Annotated in this window: 17 protein-coding genes; 5 read left to right on the forward strand and 12 right to left on the reverse strand. The window is 56.7% G+C overall.

All coding sequences use genetic code 11. From position 1 onward, the window contains the following. Nucleotides 1-28 precede the first annotated feature (28 nt). Entirely contained in the window at nucleotides 29-910 is an 882-nt protein-coding gene (locus KTH07_RS08935) for a LysR substrate-binding domain-containing protein (protein ID WP_023303752.1), read from the forward strand. A gap of 16 nt (nucleotides 911-926) precedes the next feature. Beyond that, nucleotides 927-1,850 carry a LysR family transcriptional regulator gene (locus tag KTH07_RS08940; protein WP_032619645.1) on the forward strand — a complete coding sequence of 308 codons (924 nt, stop codon included), beginning with the start codon at nucleotides 927-929 and terminating at the stop codon, nucleotides 1,848-1,850. On the opposite strand, the gene KTH07_RS08945 is transcribed toward KTH07_RS08940, so the two are convergent. Then, nucleotides 1,841-2,725 (reverse strand): LysR substrate-binding domain-containing protein, encoded by an 885-nt coding sequence (locus tag KTH07_RS08945; RefSeq protein WP_017382331.1) that lies wholly within the window; start codon nucleotides 2,723-2,725, stop codon nucleotides 1,841-1,843. The two genes, KTH07_RS08940 and KTH07_RS08945, sit on opposite strands and share 10 nt — an antisense overlap. A 111-nt stretch (nucleotides 2,726-2,836) precedes the next feature. On the opposite strand from KTH07_RS08945, the gene KTH07_RS08950 reads away from it, so the two are divergent. The 3 genes from KTH07_RS08950 (at nucleotide 2,837) to KTH07_RS08960 (ending at nucleotide 6,227) form a co-directional block, all read left to right on the forward strand. Then, nucleotides 2,837-4,318, forward strand: coding sequence for a UbiD family decarboxylase (locus KTH07_RS08950; RefSeq protein ID WP_017382330.1), 1,482 nt, complete (start codon nucleotides 2,837-2,839; stop codon nucleotides 4,316-4,318). 324 nt (nucleotides 4,319-4,642) lie between these two features. Continuing rightward, on the forward strand, nucleotides 4,643-4,930 hold the full coding sequence (locus KTH07_RS08955) for a VF530 family DNA-binding protein (protein ID WP_003857097.1): 288 nt from the start codon (nucleotides 4,643-4,645) through the stop codon (nucleotides 4,928-4,930). A 7-nt stretch (nucleotides 4,931-4,937) separates the two neighbouring features. Further along, complete coding sequence (locus tag KTH07_RS08960; RefSeq protein ID WP_063161901.1) at nucleotides 4,938-6,227, forward strand: glycoside hydrolase family 10 protein; 1,290 nt, start codon at nucleotides 4,938-4,940, stop codon at nucleotides 6,225-6,227. 38 nt (nucleotides 6,228-6,265) lie between these two features. On the opposite strand, the gene dsbG is transcribed toward KTH07_RS08960, so the two are convergent. The 11 genes from dsbG to KTH07_RS09015 all read right to left on the reverse strand — a co-directional run bounded on the left by dsbG (nucleotide 6,266) and on the right by KTH07_RS09015 (nucleotide 19,232). Further along, the gene (gene dsbG / locus KTH07_RS08965; RefSeq protein ID WP_015570501.1) at nucleotides 6,266-7,042 is read right to left on the reverse strand and encodes a thiol:disulfide interchange protein DsbG; all 777 of its coding nucleotides are present in this window, start codon (nucleotides 7,040-7,042) and stop codon (nucleotides 6,266-6,268) included. 92 nt (nucleotides 7,043-7,134) lie between these two features. Then, on the reverse strand, nucleotides 7,135-7,641 hold the full coding sequence (locus tag KTH07_RS08970; RefSeq protein ID WP_023303755.1) for an RNA polymerase sigma factor: 507 nt from the start codon (nucleotides 7,639-7,641) through the stop codon (nucleotides 7,135-7,137). A gap of 5 nt (nucleotides 7,642-7,646) precedes the next feature. Beyond that, entirely contained in the window at nucleotides 7,647-8,060 is a 414-nt protein-coding gene (locus KTH07_RS08975; protein ID WP_023303756.1) for a hypothetical protein, read from the reverse strand. 189 nt (nucleotides 8,061-8,249) lie between these two features. Then, nucleotides 8,250-9,800 (reverse strand): methyl-accepting chemotaxis protein, encoded by a 1,551-nt coding sequence (locus KTH07_RS08980; RefSeq protein ID WP_023303757.1) that lies wholly within the window; start codon nucleotides 9,798-9,800, stop codon nucleotides 8,250-8,252. Nucleotides 9,801-9,895: 95 nt separating this feature from the next. Beyond that, on the reverse strand, nucleotides 9,896-10,912 hold the full coding sequence (locus tag KTH07_RS08985; RefSeq protein WP_023303758.1) for a LacI family DNA-binding transcriptional regulator: 1,017 nt from the start codon (nucleotides 10,910-10,912) through the stop codon (nucleotides 9,896-9,898). Between the two features lie 28 nt (nucleotides 10,913-10,940). After that, nucleotides 10,941-12,347, reverse strand: a complete 1,407-nt coding sequence (locus KTH07_RS08990) for a sucrose-6-phosphate hydrolase (RefSeq protein ID WP_032619640.1) — start codon at nucleotides 12,345-12,347, stop codon at nucleotides 10,941-10,943. Beyond that, a complete protein-coding gene (locus KTH07_RS08995) occupies nucleotides 12,347-13,717 on the reverse strand; it encodes a sucrose-specific PTS transporter subunit IIBC (protein WP_003857085.1) in 1,371 nt (456 codons plus the stop codon). The genes KTH07_RS08990 and KTH07_RS08995 overlap by 1 nt, the downstream gene beginning before the upstream one ends. Nucleotides 13,718-13,783: 66 nt before the next feature. Next, entirely contained in the window at nucleotides 13,784-15,301 is a 1,518-nt protein-coding gene (locus KTH07_RS09000; protein ID WP_023303760.1) for a carbohydrate porin, read from the reverse strand. A gap of 171 nt (nucleotides 15,302-15,472) precedes the next feature. After that, nucleotides 15,473-16,369: an aminoimidazole riboside kinase gene (locus tag KTH07_RS09005; RefSeq protein ID WP_023303761.1), complete on the reverse strand. Its 897-nt coding sequence runs from the start codon at nucleotides 16,367-16,369 to the stop codon at nucleotides 15,473-15,475. Nucleotides 16,370-16,457: 88 nt separating this feature from the next. Continuing rightward, entirely contained in the window at nucleotides 16,458-17,669 is a 1,212-nt protein-coding gene (locus KTH07_RS09010; RefSeq protein WP_023303762.1) for a diguanylate phosphodiesterase, read from the reverse strand. A gap of 87 nt (nucleotides 17,670-17,756) precedes the next feature. Continuing rightward, complete coding sequence (locus KTH07_RS09015; protein ID WP_023303763.1) at nucleotides 17,757-19,232, reverse strand: carboxylesterase; 1,476 nt, start codon at nucleotides 19,230-19,232, stop codon at nucleotides 17,757-17,759. Between the last annotated feature and the right edge of the window lie 104 nt (nucleotides 19,233-19,336).

The raw sequence follows: 19,336 nt of genomic DNA on the forward strand, positions 1-19,336 counted from the left end.
TCATTTTTAATGATGAATCAGGGTGGCAATGGAACTCCGGCACTTACGCTATTTTTTGGCTGTTGCAGAAGAAGAGCATTTTGGACGCGCGGCTGAGCGACTCAATATTGTTCAGCCTGCGCTCAGCATGCAGATTAAAGCCCTTGAAACCGAGTTAGGCGGTCCGCTGTTTATCCGCACCAGCCGTCGTGTGGAACTTACTGAGGCCGGATCGCTTCTTCTCAGCGAAGCCAGACTGATGTTGGAACAGATGGAACACACGCGTCTGGCAGTCCAGCGTGCGATACGGGGAGAGACAGGGCGTGTACGGGTCGGTTTTGCCGGTAACGCCATTTTTAGTGGCAAAATGATTACCGATGTACGTCGCTTCCGTAAAACCCATCCGGATGCAGAAGTCACCATTCAGGAAATCGCTCCCCAGAAACAGGTAGCTGCGATCCTCGCAGGGCATATTGATGTCGGTTATACACCGGATAACAGTACGACAGCCGATCCGCAGATCAGGGTGCAGAAAACCGGAAACTGGGAGATGATAATCGCAATGTGTGACGATCATCCCTTAGCCATCCATCCGCACCTCTCCGTTGAAATGCTCGCCGGTCATCCCCTGGTCCTGTACGACGCGCATGACGCCAATGAAAATCTGACTTTGCTGCTGGCGCAGCAGCTCGGGGATGGTTTTTGCGTGGCACATCGTTCAAACAGTACGCTAAGCGTTCTGGCATTTGCCGCAGCCGGGCTCGGTCTGGCGCTGGTTCCCGCCCCCCTGCAACAGGTGCAAATACCCGGACTGATTTACCGCAACCTGAATGCTCAGGCGTTGACCGCAAATCTGGTCATGATCAGCCGCATGCAGGAGCCAGGTAATGCAGTGACTGCTTTTCTGGCAATGGCTAACCTTCCCTGTTGAACAACGGCAGCAAGCTATGACGCACAATAAGATGCCCTCCTCCGATATGGATATGGACCTGATCCTGACGCTGGATGCGTTACTCAGGGATCAGAATATCACCCATGCCGCCGCGCGGCTGGGCATCAGCCAGCCGGCGATGTCTGCCCGCCTTGCGCGCCTGCGCGTCCTGTTCAATGAGCCGCTGTTTATCCCTTCCCCACACGGACGTGGGGTGTTACCTACGCCGCGCGCCGAGGCGCTAAGGCCGCAGGTCGCGACGGTTTTGCAGGGTATATCGGCGATGCTTGAACCCACCACGTTCAACGCGCATAACAGCACCCGCACCTTTGTGATTGCCCTGCACGAGAACCCGGCGCTGATGCTGGGGGCAGAGTTGCAGAATCAGATTAGCAGCGCAGCACCAGGCATCCGCCTGCGTTTTGCGCTCCCGGAAACCCCGCTGCTGCCAACGCAGATGGAAAATGGCGATGTGGATATTTATGTCGGCGTTAACGCGGGGGCGCACGATGCATGGGTCAGACGCAAGCTGTTTGACGATGAATATGCCACCGCCCAGCGTAAAGGCCATCCGCGCGGTACGGGGCCGATGGATCTGGAAAGCTATTGCAGCCTTTCCCACCTGGTGGTTTCATCCGAGGGCGACCCGTTCGCGGGCTTTGTCGATCAGCATCTGGCGGGGCTTGGCCACCAGCGTAACGTGGTGATGTCGACGCAAAGCTATGCGATGGCGCCTGCGATTGTTGCCGGTACCGATTTGCTCTGCACCCTACCCAGACGTATGTTGCTACGGTTCACGCAAACGCTTGATATTTTTCCGCCGCCGCTGGATCTCCCTCCGATCGTCATCGGTATGTACTGGCACCCGAAAAACAGCCAGGATCCGGCTAACCGCTGGCTGCGAGAACAGCTTCTTCAGGCCGCCGGACGTCAGGTATGATCGAGGATGCTCATCAATTTTTTCAGGACCTCAGAGCGAATAATCCGGTGGCAAACCAGCGTCAGCTCGCTCTCCCGGAGTCGGTCAAGAATATCCACAAAGACGACGTTTTGTACGCATATCGCCTTCGCTGAAGCCGGCAGCATGGCGATGCCAAACCCTGCCGAGACGAGACTTATCACCGTGGGGACATCGGTGGCATTTTGCACAACGTCAGGCTGTATGCCCGCGCTGTGGCAGGCATCATAGAAATATTGCTCCAGCCCCATCCCCTCCGGGTCGCGCAGGGCGATCCACTTCTCCTCTTTCACCGACGCAAGCGTCAGCGCGGCGGAGCCCGCCAGGCTGTGTTGACGAGGTAAGGCCAGCACGGCCTTTTCCGTTGTAAATGGACGGCTTTGCAGATCGTCAGGCAATAGCGGTAACGGGGCACGAATAATGGCCACATCCAGCTGGTTGCTTTGCACGCCGGTATAAAGGGTTTGCACGTTACCCGTCATCATGGAAAGGCTGATGGCGGGCCATTTCTCATGTAAAAGCCGCAGCGCGGCGGGTAGCTTACTGTCGAATATCGCACTTGAAACACATCCGAGATTCAGCACGCCCTGTTCCCCTCTGGCCGTCTGTCTGGCATCCAGAATCGCCTGATCGGTCATTAAAATCGCGACTCTGGCTTTACTGAGAAATGCCTCACCGGCTGGCGTCAGCGTCAGGCGACGATTCGCCCGGCTAAAGAGCAAGACCCCAAGACGATCTTCAAGCGTTTTTATCTGCTGGCTCAGCGCTGGCTGCGCCATGTTAAGGCGCTCCGCCGCCCGATGCATGTGAAGCTCTTCCGCCACCACGATGAAATTGCGCATCAGTCGAAACTGCATACCATGCCTTTATTATTGATAATAAAATTCATATTAAAATAGCATAAATGATGCAATTGATAGCCCTCTTCGTCCGGTTAAGAATGGAAGCCTTCATCCGAGGAGGGAAATATGAAAAACCACATCAACGATCTCAGAAGTGCTATCGAACTGCTCAAACGCCATGAAGGTCAATACCTTGAAACCAGCCATCCAGTCGATCCTGACGCGGAGCTGGCGGGTGTGTACCGGCATATTGGTGCTGGCGGCACGGTAAAACGTCCGACGCGCATTGGCCCGGCGATGATGTTTAACGCTATTAAGGGATATCCCGATTCGCGTATTCTGGTCGGAATGCACGCCAGCCGCGAGCGGGCGGCGCTCCTGTTGGGCTGCGAGCCCTCTGAACTGGCAAAACATGTCGGCCAGGCCGTGAAAAACCCGATTGCTCCCGTTGTGGTTCCGGCGGCACAGGCGCCGTGTCAGGAACAGGTGTTTTATGCCGACGATCCGGACTTCGATCTGCGTAAATTGCTTCCGGCACCGACCAACACGCCGATAGATGCCGGTCCGTTCTTCTGTCTGGGGCTGGTGCTGGCAAGCGATCCGGAAGATGCCTCACTGACCGATGTCACTATTCACCGTCTCTGCGTGCAGGAGCGCGATGAGCTCTCCATGTTCCTTGCCGCAGGCCGCCATATTGAAGTGTTCCGTAAGAAAGCCGAGGAGGCGGGCAAACCGTTGCCGGTCACGATCAATATGGGTCTCGATCCCGCTATCTATATTGGCGCCTGTTTCGAAGCCCCTACCACGCCCTTCGGCTACAACGAGTTGGGGGTCGCCGGCGCGTTACGTCAGACCCCCGTAGAGCTGGTGCAGGGTGTGGCCGTAAATGAAAAAGCGATAGCGCGTGCGGAAATTATCATCGAAGGCGAACTGCTGCCGGGCGTGCGTGTAGAAGAAGATCAGCATACCCACACCGGGCACGCGATGCCGGAATTTCCCGGCTACTGCGGGGAAGCTAACCCCTCCTTACCGGTAATCAAAGTGAAGGCCGTCACGATGCGTCATCAGGCGATCCTGCAAACCCTGGTAGGACCGGGCGAGGAGCACACCACGCTGGCCGGTTTGCCAACGGAGGCCAGCATCCGTAATGCGGTGGAAGAAGCCATCCCCGGTTTTCTGCAAAACGTCTATGCGCATACCGCTGGCGGCGGCAAGTTTCTTGGCGTATTGCAGGTGAAAAAACGCCAGCCCTCTGACGAAGGGCGTCAGGGTCAGGCGGCACTCATCGCGTTAGCCACCTATTCCGAGCTTAAAAACATTATTCTCGTCGACGAAGATGTGGATATTTTCGACAGCGACGACATCCTGTGGGCGATGACCACCCGTATGCAGGGCGATGTCAGCATCACCCATCTGCCGGGGATCCGCGGACACCAGCTCGATCCGTCTCAGGCCCCGGACTACAGCCCCTCCATTCGTGGCAACGGGATCACCTGCAAAACGATTTTCGACTGTACGGTGCCCTGGGCGCTTAAGTCCCGCTTTGAGCGTGCGCCCTTTATGGAGGTAGACCCGACGCCATGGGCGCCTGAACTGTTTAAAAAATAGCGTTAACCGGATAATCTTCTTCACCCTTCACGGGCTGAGGGTTTCCCACAAAATAATGCCTGCACAGACGGCCCCCTCTCCCTTGAGGGAGAGGGCTGGGGTGAGGGGGAACATACGGCGCTGGTGGTCATTCCGTTCACTTAGGGCATCGCTGAAAGCCCTCAGTTTTTCTGAGGCAACGTTATAGCTTTTTCTTTCAAATTACTGGGTAACCCTCTCCTTCACGGGTGAAGAACCTCACGCTGAAATTGCCGCGTCCCCTGCTTTCTTGTAACCTTTGAGCGTTTATCACATCCCCATAAAAAATGAGACTACCGGACGCCTATGACAGCACATGTTTCCAACGATCCTTTGCATGGCGTAACGCTCGAAATGCAGGTTAACGCGCTGGTTGCGCGATATGGCTGGAATGAACTGGGCAACCGAATCAAAATCAACTGTTTTCGCAAGGACCCGAGTGTTAAATCGAGTCTGAAGTTCCTGCGCCGCACCCCATGGGCGCGGGCGGAAGTTGAAGCCCTCTACCTCGACTCTCTTCACGATGACGGTAACGGGGAACAGGACGAACCGGCGTTTAATCCCTGGACGGATAGCCGGACACCCAGGAGCTAACACGCAAATGATGCGACACGTAAAACGGACTGGCGCGCTGCTTGGCTGCGCGCTTTTACTGGTAAGTTGCACTTCCAAACTACCCAAATCACTCGTTACCCCGCTGCCGCAGGCGAAACCTCTACAGCAGACTAACGAACCCATGCGCGGGATCTGGCTGGCGACCGTCTCCCGTCTCGACTGGCCTCCCGTGTCATCGGTGAATGGCCGTAGCGCGGACCAGCGTATCGCCCAGCAACAGCGGGCGCTGACGGACAAGCTCGATAAGCTGAAAAAACTTGGGATCAACACCGTCTTCTTTCAGGTAAAACCGGACAGTACGGCGCTGTGGGCCTCTAAAATACTGCCGTGGTCAGATACCCTGACGGGGACTATCGGGGAAGATCCCGGTTACGATCCGCTTCAGTTTATGCTGGATGAAGCGCACAAGCGCGGGATGAAGGTTCATGCCTGGTTTAACCCGTACCGCGTTTCCACCAACACGAAGCCGTCGACCATCGCCGCGCTTAACCGCACCTCGTCGCTTCATCCTTCCAGCGTGTACGTCCAGCATCCGGAGTGGATCCGCACCTCGGGGGATCGTTTTGTTCTCGACCCGGGCATTCCCGACGTGCGGGACTGGATAACCCAGGTGGTGATGGAAGTGGTAAATCACTACCCTGTCGACGGCGTTCAGTTCGATGACTATTTTTACACCGAGACGCCGGGGGCCACCCTGAATGATGCCTGGACCTTCAGGCGCTATGGCGAAGGATTTGCGTCAAAAGCGGACTGGCGTCGACACAATACGCAGCAGTTGATTGTGCAGGTCTCAAGGGCGATCAAGCAGGCTAAACCTGAGGTCGAATTTGGCGTTAGCCCGGCGGGGGTCTGGCGCAATCGCTCCTTCGACCCGGCAGGCTCGGACACGCGCGGTGCCGCAGCCTATGATGAATCCTACGCTGACACGCGCAAATGGGTACAGCAGGGTTTACTGGATTACATTGCGCCGCAGATCTACTGGCCCTTCGCCCGCGACGCGGCACGTTACGATGTGCTGACAAAATGGTGGGCTGACGTGGTGAAACCGACCCATACCCGTCTGTATATCGGGATCGCGTTCTACAAAGTGGGCGCGCCTTCCAGAAACGAACCGGACTGGACGGTGAACGGCGGCGTACCGGAGCTGAAAAAACAGCTCGACCTCAACGATTCACTGCCAGACGTTAAGGGCACCATCCTGTTCCGTGAAGACTATCTTAACCAGCCGCAGACGCAGGAGGCGGTAAATTACCTCCGGGGACGCTGGGGTAGTTGACTGAAGAAAGGCAGAAACGTCCTGTTTCTGCCTTTTTTTTACGGCTTCGGTCCGAACATCGCCTCAAGCTGTTTTGCGTCTGGCATACCCACGACCTGTTGCAGTTCGTTTTGCTCATTCAGGTAATAAATAGCCGGTGTGGCATTCGCGCCGAGACTGTCCATTAGCGTCTGGTGATTTTGCAGGATCTCAACGGTTTCCCGGGAAGCCGCAGCTTCAGGTTTCGGCAGCTTTTTCCCGCCGGACAGCTCGTACGTTTTCCAGGCCGACACCGGATCTTTCGCATTCAGGATCGCGGAGGCGTTACGCCCGCTGTTCGGGTTAAGAAATGCAACCAGCAGCGTATTGAGCTGAACCTTGCCAGCCTTCACCCACGGCTGCGCTTCAGCCCAGAACTGCTTGCAGTACGGGCAGAACGGGTCGGCAAAGACGAAGACTTTGCGCGGGGCACTCTCCGCGCCCTCTTTCAGGGGATGCGCCGCATTGAGCTTTTTCCACATCTCGCGGCCCATCGGGGCGTAGATCTCTTTCTGGAAAAAGGCCTCGCTGAGGTTGGTTCCTTTCTCATCATAAAGATAACCAGACACGACGTGCTTTCCGTCAGGGGTCAGAAAGAGCGTCACGCCCATGTCCTGATATTTCCCCAGCCACGCTGGCGCGCCGCCGGGAGCGTCAATTTTCTTGATGATTTTGATGTCCTGCTGTTCACTGAAGTGCTTCACCACATCCGGAAGCGACTCCTCTGCCCTGACCAGCCCTGAAACCATCAGAGCAGAGAGTAACAGCACCTTTTTCTTTGCTAACCGTTGAAGCATAACGATCTCTCTAAGATATTGTTTTTCAGAGTGGTCGAAGTTTATTGTCCTGTCAACGCTTCATAAATATCCTTGAGGCGACTACGCAAAAATCACACGGCTTTGTGTTTGCGGGATAATAACGCCTGCACACTGTCGCCTGTTTCCTCTGCCAGCATCTTCATGCTGTAGCCCTCAAATTCCGTTTTTTCAAACACCTCGCGCTGAGGTGGCGGCAGTTCCGACAGGGCTTGCCCCAACTCCTCCCATAGCAGCATGTTGAGATACTCCTCCTCCGGCGTTTGCGGTACGCCGAATAACGTTTCTGCAATCTCCTGCTCAGGAAAGTCTTCGTCATCTGCTGTCAGGTACCCCGGCAGTGAAACCTCGTGCTTTTTTCGCGCCCGGTCGATCATCTCATTTCGTGCGGCGCGAAACAGCCAGGCGGCGACGTTCTCGACCGGTTGTTCCACTTTCATCAACTGCCAGGTCACTTCCTGAAGAATATCATCGACATCATCACGAACCGCAGTCCGTCCGCGAATGAAGGCTTTTAGCCGCGCGCGGCAGGCATTGAGTGCCGAGATCAGTAATGATTCCCCCACCTCACCGGCTTTCATATTGCTCACTCGGCTTCCGGCGCTTTCGCAGCGTTATCATCTCGCTTTTCATCCCGGCCATCGTGCCACCGGCAATGACCGTGGCGCCCAAATCCCGCCCGACGCTGCTGAATGAAGGCCTCACGTTGTTCGGGGCTCATATTCATCCATTGTTCGTGCATACGGCGGTGCGCACCGAACATACCAGGACGGAAACCCAGCCCACCGAAAAGAATGCGGCTCAGCAGCAGGATCCCCAGCGCCTGCCAGAAGCCAATGGCTTTAATCCCCAGGATGGCCGGGAGCAACGCGTTCCACAGGGACATGACCAGCAGGCCAAGCACCACGAACAGGACTGCGCCAATCACGATGCCCTTACCCATACGATGGCGGCCCAAACCACGCCCGTGACCTTTTCCGTGCATATCAAAATTTCTCATGTGTACCTCGTTTATGTTGAATGATTATGGTCTCTGATGAGGTAGACGGATGAGGAACAGAAATATTGCCGGGGAAAGATAAAATTTATGTGATAGCGGCTTTGTACGGATAACAGTAATGGCTGAAGGAGATTGTGCAGCGGCTACATGCAGACATCAAAAAGGCTCCCCCAGGAGCCTCTCTGAACATCACGCCGTAGCAGGCAAACTAAAGCTCGAGATACTCTGGGAAAGCTGCTGCGCCTGCTCCTCCAGCGAGGCCGCGGCGGCGGCGGATTGCTGCACCAGCGCTGCGTTCTGCTGGGTCACACCGTCCATCTCCGTTACGGCCTGCCCAACCTGACCAATCCCGCGGCTCTGCTCTTCTGAGGCAACCGAAATCTGTTCCATCAGCGTATGCACTTTATTCACAGAGCTGATAATAGAATCAATCACCTCTCCCGAACGATTCACCAGTTGTGCACCGTTTTTCACGCTGGAAACAGACTGGGCGATAAGGCTTTCAATATCTTTCGCCGCCACCGCGCTTTTTTGTGCCAGGGTGCGCACTTCACTTGCTACCACGGCAAATCCTCGCCCCTGCGCGCCAGCACGCGCCGCTTCAACGGCCGCGTTTAGCGCCAGAATATTAGTCTGGAAAGCAATGCTGTTGATGACGCTGGTGATGTCTTCAATACGCTTCGAATTGGACGCGATAGTATTCATCGTTTCGATGACTTCACGGGTTACCGCTTCACCGGTATGGGCATTTTTCACGGCATCCTGCACCAGCTTACCGGCCTGGAAAACGTTGTCGGTGTTATTCGCCACCGTCGCGCTCAGCTCTTCCATGCTGGCGGCCGTCTGGGTCAGGGCCGAAGCCTGTTGCTCGGTACGGGAGGCCAGGTCGATATTGCCGGAGGCAATTTCCTGCGCCGCATGCGTCACGGTGTGGCTGGCGTCGCGCACCTGAGAAATGGTGGAGAGCAGCGCCTGGCGCATCTGCTCCATCGAGGACATCAGGTGATCGATTTCATTCCCGGAATCACGCTTGATCGGTACCGGTACGTCCAGCTTCCCGGCCGCAATCTGGCGACAGTGCTCGCGCGCCAGGTTCACCGGCGCAAAGACCACGCGTTTCATCAGCAGGCTGACGGCGAAGATCACCACCACGAACAGCACCGCAATGCAGGCGATAATAACCAGACCCGACACGAAATTATGGCTCGCATCCTCGTTCAGCGTTTTGGCGTACTTCTGGTGAACGGAGAGAACCTGATCGAGCACAATTTCATATTGGCGATCGAGTTGAGACACCACGGGAATAAGAGCGTTGAACCGCGACACATCGTGAGCGGCGGCAGCGGCGATGAGAGGCGCCAGTCCCTGGTTACGGTAGTTTTGCCACGCCTCCTGGTAGGCAGTGACCAGCGGGGCTTCGTCCGGCAAACGCGGCGAGGCCATAAACGCCGAAAATGCACTATCGGCTTTGGTCAGCGCCTCTTTAACCGAGGCCAGTTTCGCAGACAGATCGGTGGCGTCCCCCGCTTCCACCATTTTCACATACTCCATAACCCTGACGCGCAGGGTTCGGCTGTGGTTAATGGGATCAATAATGGACAGAACCACCTGAATTTCTTTGTTCACATTATCCAGCGAAGTATTACTTTTAATGATGAGCCCAACGCTGGTGATAGTGCTGGCCACAAAGAAGAAAAGCAGGGAAAACAGGATAATCAGGGATGATTTTTTCAACGACATAACACACCTCAGGGATATAATTTCCCTTTGGTTATCGGCTGAATCCAATCTTTAATTAATTAAAGTTATTGATGTCACCCTAAGACGTTACCCTGTCACTCCACGGACTTGTATCGCCGTTGCAGGGTGGCATCCAGCTTACGCTGGATCGGCTCCGGCGTTTCCCCTTCAATCAGTTTGCCAATCAGATCAAAGCAGTGCCAGGCGAGCTGGCGGTTATCCTGACGAACGGTATCGACAGGAATGGTCAGAGAATCATAGAGATAGTGATCGTCAAAGCTGGCCAGACGCATATCGCTTTGCAGCAGATTATGTTGCCCCATATAGCGCAACACCCCTTCCAGCAGACCGCAGGCGGCGGTAAAAAGGGCTTTTGGCGGGCGGCCCAGGCGTGCGCAAAGCTCGGCAAACATTTCGTAGCCGGAGCTCGGATGGTAATTACCATGAATGATCCACTCCGGACGTAACTCGACGCCAGCGTCACGCAGCCCCTGCTTAAACCCTTCAAGACGGTCACGCGTCGGGGAAAGCCGCGGCTGACCGCCGAGGAAGTAGAACTCATCCGGATGCTGGCGCGCGATGTCGGCCACCAGCGTGGCGGTTGGGGTAATTGAATCGGTGAGAACCAGCGGCAAAGAACTGTCGTTCATATGACGGTCAAAAAGCACAACGGGCAGCTGTTCGCTCAGCTTTTGATAGTCCGCGTCGTTGAGCATGCTGGAGGCGACAATCAGCCCGTCCACCTGGCGGGCCACCATGTTATTGACCACCACCGTCTCCTGGCCCGGATTTTCATCGCTACAGGAGATCAGCAGCTGAACACCCGCCTCGCGGCAGAGGGTCTCCAGCTCATGAGAAAAAACGGCAAACCCGTAGTTGGTGATTTCCGGCACCACCAGACCAATGGTGTGGCTGCGGTTGTCCCGCAGCGAACGGGCGTGAATGCTGGGCTGATAATGATGTTCTTTGGCAATCGCCAGCACACGCTCGCGTGTCTCCTCCGCCACCCGAAGCTCTTTGCTGCGGCCGTTCAGAACCAGGCTGGCGGTGGCTTTTGATACCCCCGCGAGCTCCGCGATATCTTTAATGGTGACGCGTTTTGTTTTTCTCACAACGACTTAGATCCGGCTGCCAAAACCTCTATTCTATCATGCAGCTGCGCAGCGACCAGTAGCGTAATGTGATATCGGACGCACCTTCGAAGCGTACCTGGGCCGGATGGTCAGGAAAATAGCGGCTGCTCATGACGCCTTCACCGTGATTGATGAAAATTTCGACGCTGGAACAGTCGCACAGCACGCGTAAATGATGAACATTGCCCTGCCAGTAGCGGGTCAGCGTGTCTGTGGTTTTCAGACTGGCGCGTTCCAGACGGATCCCCTCATCATCCACAATCAGCCGCAACGCGCCGGCAAAATCCACGTTCACGCTCGATGCGCTCAGTTCGAACTCAAGACGCGCTCCCGCCAGCACCGGGGCATCGCTGGCGCGTCCCTGCCAGAGATGTTCATCCTCGCGCAGCGTTTCCAGCTCACGGACCGGGGTTTGCCAGAGCTTACCGTCGCGGTAGCGCAGCTCGCGAGGACAGGTCATCTGGTGGATCCAGCCGTGAGCCCGCGTAGGCTGGAGCATCTCTTCGCCGTCCGGCACGCCCAACCAGCCGATGAGGATGCGGCGGCCATCTTCTGCCACCGTGGTTTGCGGCGCGTAAAATTCGAAACCGGCGTCAAGCTCATGCAGCTCGCCGTGCGCAAATGCAGGCGTTTGATAATCAAATGCCCCACTCATCCAGACGGCCGGATAGGTGTTGAGATAGCGATGCGGTTCGCGCGCCAGCCCCTGCGGGCAGCAGATCAAGACGTGTGTGCCATCAAGCTCAAACAGATCCGGGCACTCCCACATATAGCCCGCGTCCGTGAGTCCGTTGACGCCGTGACCGGCGATTTCGCCGCAGGACGCCCAGGTGTGTAAATCGGCTGACGTAAACAGCAGCACCTTGCCGCGCTGCTGTCGATCCTGCGCGCCGAGCACCATGTACCACAGCCCGTCATGCCACCATATTTTCGGATCGCGGACGTGCCCGGTGTACCCGTCCGGCAGGGGCAACACCGGTCCCAGTTTGGCAAACGTGCCATCGTCATTTTGCACCGCCAGACACTGCCAGGCGGTGCGGCCGCCATCGTCAAACTTAACGTTGCCGGTATAGCACAGGGTCAGCACGCCGTTGTTATCCACGGCGCTGCCGGAGTAACAGCCATTGCGGTCATACTCTTCGTCAGGCATCAGCGCCATTGGCTCGTGCTGCCAGTGCACCAGATCTGCTGAGCTCCAGTGCCCCCAACACTTGTAGCGATGATCGCAGCCCAGCGGGTTCCACTGATAAAACAGATGGTAGCGCCCGGCAAACCAGATAAACCCGTTCGGATCGTTCATCAGCCCTGTCACCGGTGCGGGATGCCACTGCGGATAGTGGCTGTCCGCCAGCGCACGCGGCTGGCCTTGCATAACGGCCTGCAACACGGCAGGCCAGCGGGAAGATAAGGTCATTATTCAGAGTCCGTTTTATATTTCAGCAGCAGAGAGACGGTGAACGCCACGCCAAAGGCAATCACCATGCCGATTATATAGTTGAGCAGCGAGCTGGCCTGGACAATCGCCATGCCGGGAAGCGCCGTCAGGCCAACGGCGGTCATGTAGACATGCACCGACACCACCCAGGCACCGCCCGCCGCACCACCGATCAGCGCCGCGATAAACGGCTTCACAAAACGCAGGTTGATGCCAAAAATTGCCGCTTCGGTGATGCCCAGCATCGCGGAAAACGCCGACGGTAAGGTAATGGCTTTGATTTTGGCATCGCGGGTTTTGAACCACACCGCCAGACACGCCCCGCCCTGCGCCACGTTCGCCATCGCCCAGATCGGCAGCAGGAAGTTAACGCCAATCGACGGATTACCCAGCAGCCCGGCCTCAATGGCGTGGAAACTGTGGTGAATGCCGGTAATGACAATCACCGAATAGAGCCCACCAAACAGCAGCCCGGCCAGCCAGCCCGCGTGGGCAATCAGAGTGCTAAGAATGAAGGAGATTCCGTCGCCCAGCGCGCGTCCCGCCGGGCCAATAATCAACAGCGCAATGAAGCCGGAGATAATGACGGTCAGGAACGGCGTCAGGATCAGATCTAACGCATCCGGGATCGCCCGGCGCAGCTGTTTTTCCACAATGCTCATAAACCACACCGCCAGCAGCACCGGGAAGACGGTTCCCTGATAGCCAATCATGGCGATTTCAAGACCGAAGAAGTTCATGGTGTGGAAGCCGGATGCTACGCCCCAGGCGTTGGTCAGCGCCGGATGAGTCAGGATGCCGCCGAGCGTTGCCCCCAGATACGGGTTGCCGCCAAACTCCCGCGCGGCGGTGAAGCCAATCAGGATCGGCAGAATAATAAACGCCGCTGAGCTGCACATATCCAGCATGATATAGAGCGCGTTATCCGGATTAACCCAGCCGTAGGTTTTAACCATCCCCAGCAGGCCCATCAGCAGACCCGAGGCCACGATCGCCGGGATAATCGGCACGAAGATGTTGGAGAGCAGACGCGCGATACGCTGGAACGGGTTCAGCTTGCGGGCCGCAATATCCGCCGCTTCCGATTTACTGGACTCGCTAATCCCTGCCGCCTGAATAAACGCGGCGTAAACCTTATTCACCACCCCGGTGCCGAAGATCACCTGCATCTGCCCGGCGTTTCGAAAACAGCCTTTCACGCCTTCAACCTTGCCGATAGCCTGCTGGTCGGCAAGCGCATCATCGACCAGCACCAGACGAAGGCGCGTGGCGCAATGTGCCGCGCTGGCAATGTTCTCTTTGCCACCGAGCAGCGGAATAAGCTCGCGCGCAATATGATTAAAATCCATAGATACCTCTTCCTGACCTCTTTTTATGGTGTTCGAAACGCCCCCGCGATGCGGGAGCGTGAAGGGTTAAAACCAGGTTTCCATCTGCACCCCAAAGTTCCATTCCCCGCCCGCGTTGAAGCCGCTGCTGCCAAAGGCGTCATCGCTGGCGTAGTTATCCAGCTTGCTGCTCCAGTCCATCCAGGTGGCGAACAGGCGCAGCTCCGGACGGCTGAAGAAATCGCCAATTTTGCCCGCCTTTAACGTCGGGGCGAAGGTCAGCTTATAGAAGCTACCGTTAACCGCATTGCGATCCTTGTAGCCTTCCGGGCTTAAATCCATGTACTGATAGCTGCCTTCGAACGCGAGGGCGAAATTCTGGGTCACCTCTTTGATCAGACGCGTATTGAGCGTGACCCACTCATAGCTGTCGCCCTTCACGTAGCGGTCCTTACTGCTTTGCGCCAGCACGGCGGGCGCAATGTGCCAGCCACCGCCCAGCGGCGTGACGCCGTAACTTGCAAAACGCCAGGTATCGGCTTCTGACAGCAGCGCGCCGTCTGAACCAATGCTTTTCACCTCGGCGCCCAGACCGTGGCCGTAAAGCAGCGCCGTTTTGGCGGAACCTTCCCGCAGGCCGTAGAAGCTCTCGTTATGCAGACCAACCAGCGCATGTACCCCGTTATTGGCCGCGTCGGTTTTAATCGGATCGCCGTTGCTGTCCTTACGGTCGTCATTATCTTTTGCCCGTAAGCCGCTGACCATCATCTGCACCGGCCCGGCGAAGTGATTCATGCTGAGGATGTAGTTCTGAACGTTGTTGTCGATCTCCTCTTCGCTGCCGAAGTTACGGCCATAAAGGGAGAAGTTACTGCGCAGCGTATCGTTCCACTTCACGTCGTAGACGCCGCCGCCGGTCCCGGCGAGAAACACCACGTCGGAATCCAGCCAGTGAATGTCGAAGTTGTCGCGATCAAAACGCTTACCCGCCCAGAAGGTACTGCCCTTCAGCGCACCGGTAAAGTCCGGCAAATTGCCCAGCTCGGCAAAGGCCTGACGAATGTTCAGGTCGCTGCTGTCTGCCGACCAGTCGTTATAGGTTTTCTGACCGTCGGCCAGCATCGCCTTAAAGCGCGTCGTCGCACCATTCTCCAGGGTCTGTTTGTGCTCAACATTCAGCTCAACGTAGGTATCAGCTTCGTTCCCCAGACGCCCGATGGCCCCGCCCGTTTCCCCGGCGGGCGTCAGATAAGGGCCGCTTTTGCTGCTGGAGGCCGCGTCGTTCATCAGCAGGCCGGAACGGGCGTAACCGTGAAATTCAAAACCGCCTGTCCGGTCGGCTTTTTCTTCCAGCACCGTAGTACGTTGCGCCACCGCCTGTGTGGAGGTCTGCGCTTCCTGCTGCGCAGCCACCAACTGCTGTGTTTTCTGTTCCGCTGCCGTTGCGCGCTTTTCAGCAACCTGCGCGCGGGTTTCCGCCTCCTGCAAACGCTGCTCCAGCGCTGCCAGGCGCGCTTCGATACGTGTCATATCCGTCTGGGCAAAAACAGAGGTACTCCCGGCCAGCATGCCTATCATCACGGCAAGTCTGCGTTTTTTATACATTTTGTCGCATCCCTAATAACTATCGGTGAAAGTGCTAAATTGCTAAACCGGTTTAGGATGATGATACTAAACCGTTGAATTTTGAATCGGCAACGTTTTTTGCTAAACCGTTTTAGTAAGTGTGATCGAGGCGACAATTCAGGCCGCCGACCGGAGGCCTGGAGAGGTGAATTACAGTTCGTGATGATAAGGCAGCGCGGTCATTGCCCCTTTTGCGGTTGTCGCCAGCGCCCCACAGCGCTGCGCCAGCGTGATGACCTCTGAGAGACGGGCCTGGCCATCACGAGCCAGACCGAACAGCAGCCCGGCGACGAAAGCATCCCCCGCGCCGGTGGTATCAATGCATTCCACGGGTGATGCAGGATAGTGCGTCAACGCACCTTTCTGCCAGGCGGTGACGCCCTCTTTTCCCTGCGTCACCAGCACCAGCCTGGCCGGACAGGTGCGCATCAGCGCCGCCAGCCCCTCATGGACCTGCGCATTTCCGGTTAAGAACGCCAGTTCTTCCACCGAGATTTTCACCACATCTGCACAGGCTAATGCCCGCTCAAGACACTGACGCAGCACGACTTCATCGTGCCAGAGATCGGCGCGGATATTGGGGTCAAAGCTGACGAATCCCCCCGCCAGTCTGATAGCGGACATCGCCTGAAACGTCGCGGAACGGCTGGGTTCGGCGCTGAGCGCGATAGAGCAGACGTGCAGCCACTCCCCGGCGCGGAATGGCGGGAGATCGGCAGAGTCGAGGAATAAATCAGCGCTCGGTCGAACCATAAAGGTAAAGGAACGTTCACCGTCGTTATCGAGATCCACCACCACCGTGGAGGTGCGATGCTGCGGGTCCAGGCGCAGCCATTCTGTATTAACCTGCTCATCCGCAAGCGTTTTTTGCATAAAACGCCCGAAGGGGTCGTCGCCCACCCGGCCTATAAAGGCGCTTCTGCCGCCCAGACGCGCAACCCCTACCGCGACATTGGCCGGTGCGCCGCCAGGACATTGCAGCAGTTTGCCCTCTCCGTCGGGCAACAGATCCACCACGGCATCGCCAAGTACCCAGATCGTCTCCATATCACCTTCTTAGCTAAATCATGTTAAACCGGTTTAGCTATTTAAGCACAGGCAGGGTGTCGGGGAAATATGGCGAGGGAAAATTTGCTTAACCCACCCGATGGGGCCAGTGGATATCACCTACGCCATTGAGCTGCGGGCGGGCGAACAAAAAGCCCTGGAAGCGGCGAATACCGGCGGATTCAAGCCAGCACCACTCTTCTATCTTCTCAATGCCTTCTGCGACCAGCGTAATCTCCAGATCGGTGCAGCAGCTGATTATCGACTTCACAATCGCCTGCTTGGGCCCGCTCAGGTGGATATCGCTGACGATCTCTCTGTCGATTTTGAGCTTATCCGGCTGAAACCGGGTGAGCAGTGAAAGACCAGCATAGCCGGAACCAAAATCATCTATCGCCAGCCCAACCCCTTCCGCGCGCAGCTGTTTAATGGCGCTGTTAAACTGGTTGAAGCCAGAGATCATCTCGCTCTCAGTGACTTCAATGATCACCTGCTCTGGCTGTAGATTGTGCTTTTTGATCTGCGTTACCAGGAACTCTACCGCGCCCGGCACGTTAACCAGCGACATTGGCAGCAGGTTCACCGCCAGTTTGTGGCTGCCGATGCCGAGCTTTTGCGCCAGCGCAAAGGTCCAGGCTTTGGTTTGCAGGTCGACTTCGTAAATCTGTTCACGATCGAGACTACGGAAGAAATGCTCCGGGCTGCCGCCGTCGTTTCCGCGTATAAGCGCTTCGAGAGAACTGATTTTGCCTTCGGACGGCTCGACAATGGGTTGCAGCGCAAACTGGCAGGGCTGTCCCGCCAGCAGACCTAACCCTTTACCAAACGGCGCGCGCTCTCGCGAAAGCGTCCATTTATCAGGCTCATAGTCCGAAGCGGGTGGGATAGCGGTTTTGCCGGTGATAAAGGTCTGAATAAATTTGAAGACCCGATCCTCAGAAGTCAGATAGCTTTCCAGCTTGCTGTAATGCAGAACCGACGCCAGAACCGCTTTCGGGGTCTGAACATCCAGGTCAAACAGCAGCATTCCCACGTCTTCGAAACGTCTGCGCGGGCCGTAATCGCGCATCAGCTCCACCACGCCGGTATGCCGGTCATCCGCACGGATGGTGTTAAAAAGCGCGACGACGCTCTGTTCCGTGCCTTCGAGAATTTGCAGAACGTCACGTCCACGGGAGAGAAGAATGCCTGAGATGCCCTGCTCCGTATTACGGATCCTGGCCTGTTCAACCAGCGCGCTTAACGCTGCGGAGGTGCAGGTTAAGCTCAGCTGGCTTCGATAAATAAGAGTTGTCAGCACAGAAACGGGGTCCGGTATGGGGTATACGCCTGAACGGTACTGTTTAACACAGTTCCCCGGTGTGACCTAATCTATTCCACGTTGGGCTTAATTCTCCCCGATACGGCTGTCGATCCGCGTCTGCATATAATCGTAGAACGGATTCGACGTCACGCGCATCAGCGCATCTTTGCCAACGCTCAGAACCGATGTTTCTCCCCACAGGGCTATCGTCCCCAGGCTGATACCGTAGTGGTTTTTCACCTCAGGATGGCGGCCATACAGATCGTCATCAGGCGGGAACGGAATAGCAACATGCGACAGGGAATAAACCTCCTGCGGATACGCGACCGACAGCGGCATCACCGTTTCCCGGGTGCTACCCGCTGGCGTCGTCTTTGTTACCATATCAAACCTGTCGGGGCTGGCATTGGTCACAATTGTGACGCTGTAACGTCTTTTTGCCTTGGGCAGCATGTCAGCCACCGCCGTCCAGGACGATGGCCTGAACAGTGGACGGAAACTCCCGGCCTGGTTGATATCAAAAACTACCAGTTCGCTGCCGTTTGCCGGAAGCTGGTCAAACAGCCCGCTAACCACGGCGCGGGTACTGACCGTTGAATCCATGACCGACTGAAACGCCAGTACCGGCGGAAACTGCGCCAGTTTGTGATCATGAACATCGCGGTTTATCTGCTCATGCAGCGCCTGGGTAAGCAGCCAGGACTGACGTGCTGCATTCACCGGGAACGAATTATATTTATAAGGATTATATTCCGGCGAAATGTTGAGCCACGCGGCTTTGGCAAACGCCGGTAACATGGCCGGTAGCCCGGCGAATCCGGCAAAGCGCGCAAACGCCGTGACGCCAATCATCGGGGAGAGCAACACGATCTGCTGAGGTTTACGCAGTTCAGGCGCATCAAGGGCGTCGAGGGCGTATTTCATCGCCAGCGCCCCACCGTTGGAGTAGCCCACCAGATGCAGGGGGAGATCGTTCCCCGTCAGGCGTGTTGCTTCACGAACCGCAAGGCGCGTTGCCGCCAGCCACGCCTCCCAGTCAACGTCTGTCAGCGCGCCCGGCGCCGTGCCGTGTCCGGGCAAACGAGGCACTACGGCCACAAAGCCGTGCTTTTGATAATTCTCTGCCAGATGCCTGACGCTGTAGGGCGAGTCCGTCAGACCGTGCAGCAATACCACCGCCCCGCGTGGCTTTCCGGCAGGCATCAGCACGAACGACCGGTTTGCATCCGGGGAAAAGTGTCCTGGCCATACCAGGCTTTGACGGTAATAACGGTTCAGCGGCGTGCGCTCTGCGGGGGTGACTTTCGCCGTCACCTCAGCGTCGAGAGCGGTGAAGATGGCGTTTTCCCGCGCGACATACGCTGCGAAGGTCGCGTTATCCATCTCCTGCACGGACATTTCATCAGCCCGCCAGGTGTGCCAGTGATGCAGAGCCGGCCCCTGCTGCGAAAGATAAACCCGCACCGCCAGCAGCACGAGCACAATGATCCCGATGACCATCGCTATTTTTTTTGCGAGAGCCATCAGGCGCACGCTGACCCGCCAGGGCAAATTCGCCATGTTAGGCTCCCTCTCTTATTCCCAGAGCGTTCATCTTACCAAAAAATGTGAAGAGGCTGACGTATTCACCAAATAGATACCGCTCAGGCCGGACACTGCACCAA

The sequence above is a fragment of the Enterobacter cloacae complex sp. ECL72 genome (genome assembly GCF_019056635.1).
Taxonomy (GTDB): Bacteria; Pseudomonadota; Gammaproteobacteria; order Enterobacterales; family Enterobacteriaceae; genus Enterobacter; species Enterobacter hormaechei_C.

Bases quoted from the DNA above. Each gene is read 5' to 3' on its own strand.
- KTH07_RS08935 (WP_023303752.1), top strand. From the start codon at position 29: ATGGAACTCCGGCACTTACGCTATTTTTTGGCTGTTGCAGAAGAAGAG.
- KTH07_RS08940 (WP_032619645.1), top strand. From the start codon at position 927: ATGACGCACAATAAGATGCCCTCCTCCGATATGGATATGGACCTGATC.
- KTH07_RS08945 (WP_017382331.1), bottom strand. From the start codon at position 2,725: ATGCAGTTTCGACTGATGCGCAATTTCATCGTGGTGGCGGAAGAGCTT.
- KTH07_RS08950 (WP_017382330.1), top strand. From the start codon at position 2,837: ATGAAAAACCACATCAACGATCTCAGAAGTGCTATCGAACTGCTCAAA.
- KTH07_RS08955 (WP_003857097.1), top strand. From the start codon at position 4,643: ATGACAGCACATGTTTCCAACGATCCTTTGCATGGCGTAACGCTCGAA.
- KTH07_RS08960 (WP_063161901.1), top strand. From the start codon at position 4,938: ATGATGCGACACGTAAAACGGACTGGCGCGCTGCTTGGCTGCGCGCTT.
- dsbG (WP_015570501.1), bottom strand. From the start codon at position 7,042: ATGCTTCAACGGTTAGCAAAGAAAAAGGTGCTGTTACTCTCTGCTCTG.
- KTH07_RS08970 (WP_023303755.1), bottom strand. From the start codon at position 7,641: ATGAAAGCCGGTGAGGTGGGGGAATCATTACTGATCTCGGCACTCAAT.
- KTH07_RS08975 (WP_023303756.1), bottom strand. From the start codon at position 8,060: ATGAGAAATTTTGATATGCACGGAAAAGGTCACGGGCGTGGTTTGGGC.
- KTH07_RS08980 (WP_023303757.1), bottom strand. From the start codon at position 9,800: ATGTCGTTGAAAAAATCATCCCTGATTATCCTGTTTTCCCTGCTTTTC.
- KTH07_RS08990 (WP_032619640.1), bottom strand. From the start codon at position 12,347: ATGACCTTATCTTCCCGCTGGCCTGCCGTGTTGCAGGCCGTTATGCAA.
- KTH07_RS08995 (WP_003857085.1), bottom strand. From the start codon at position 13,717: ATGGATTTTAATCATATTGCGCGCGAGCTTATTCCGCTGCTCGGTGGC.
- KTH07_RS09000 (WP_023303760.1), bottom strand. From the start codon at position 15,301: ATGTATAAAAAACGCAGACTTGCCGTGATGATAGGCATGCTGGCCGGG.
- KTH07_RS09005 (WP_023303761.1), bottom strand. From the start codon at position 16,369: ATGGAGACGATCTGGGTACTTGGCGATGCCGTGGTGGATCTGTTGCCC.
- KTH07_RS09015 (WP_023303763.1), bottom strand. From the start codon at position 19,232: ATGGCGAATTTGCCCTGGCGGGTCAGCGTGCGCCTGATGGCTCTCGCA.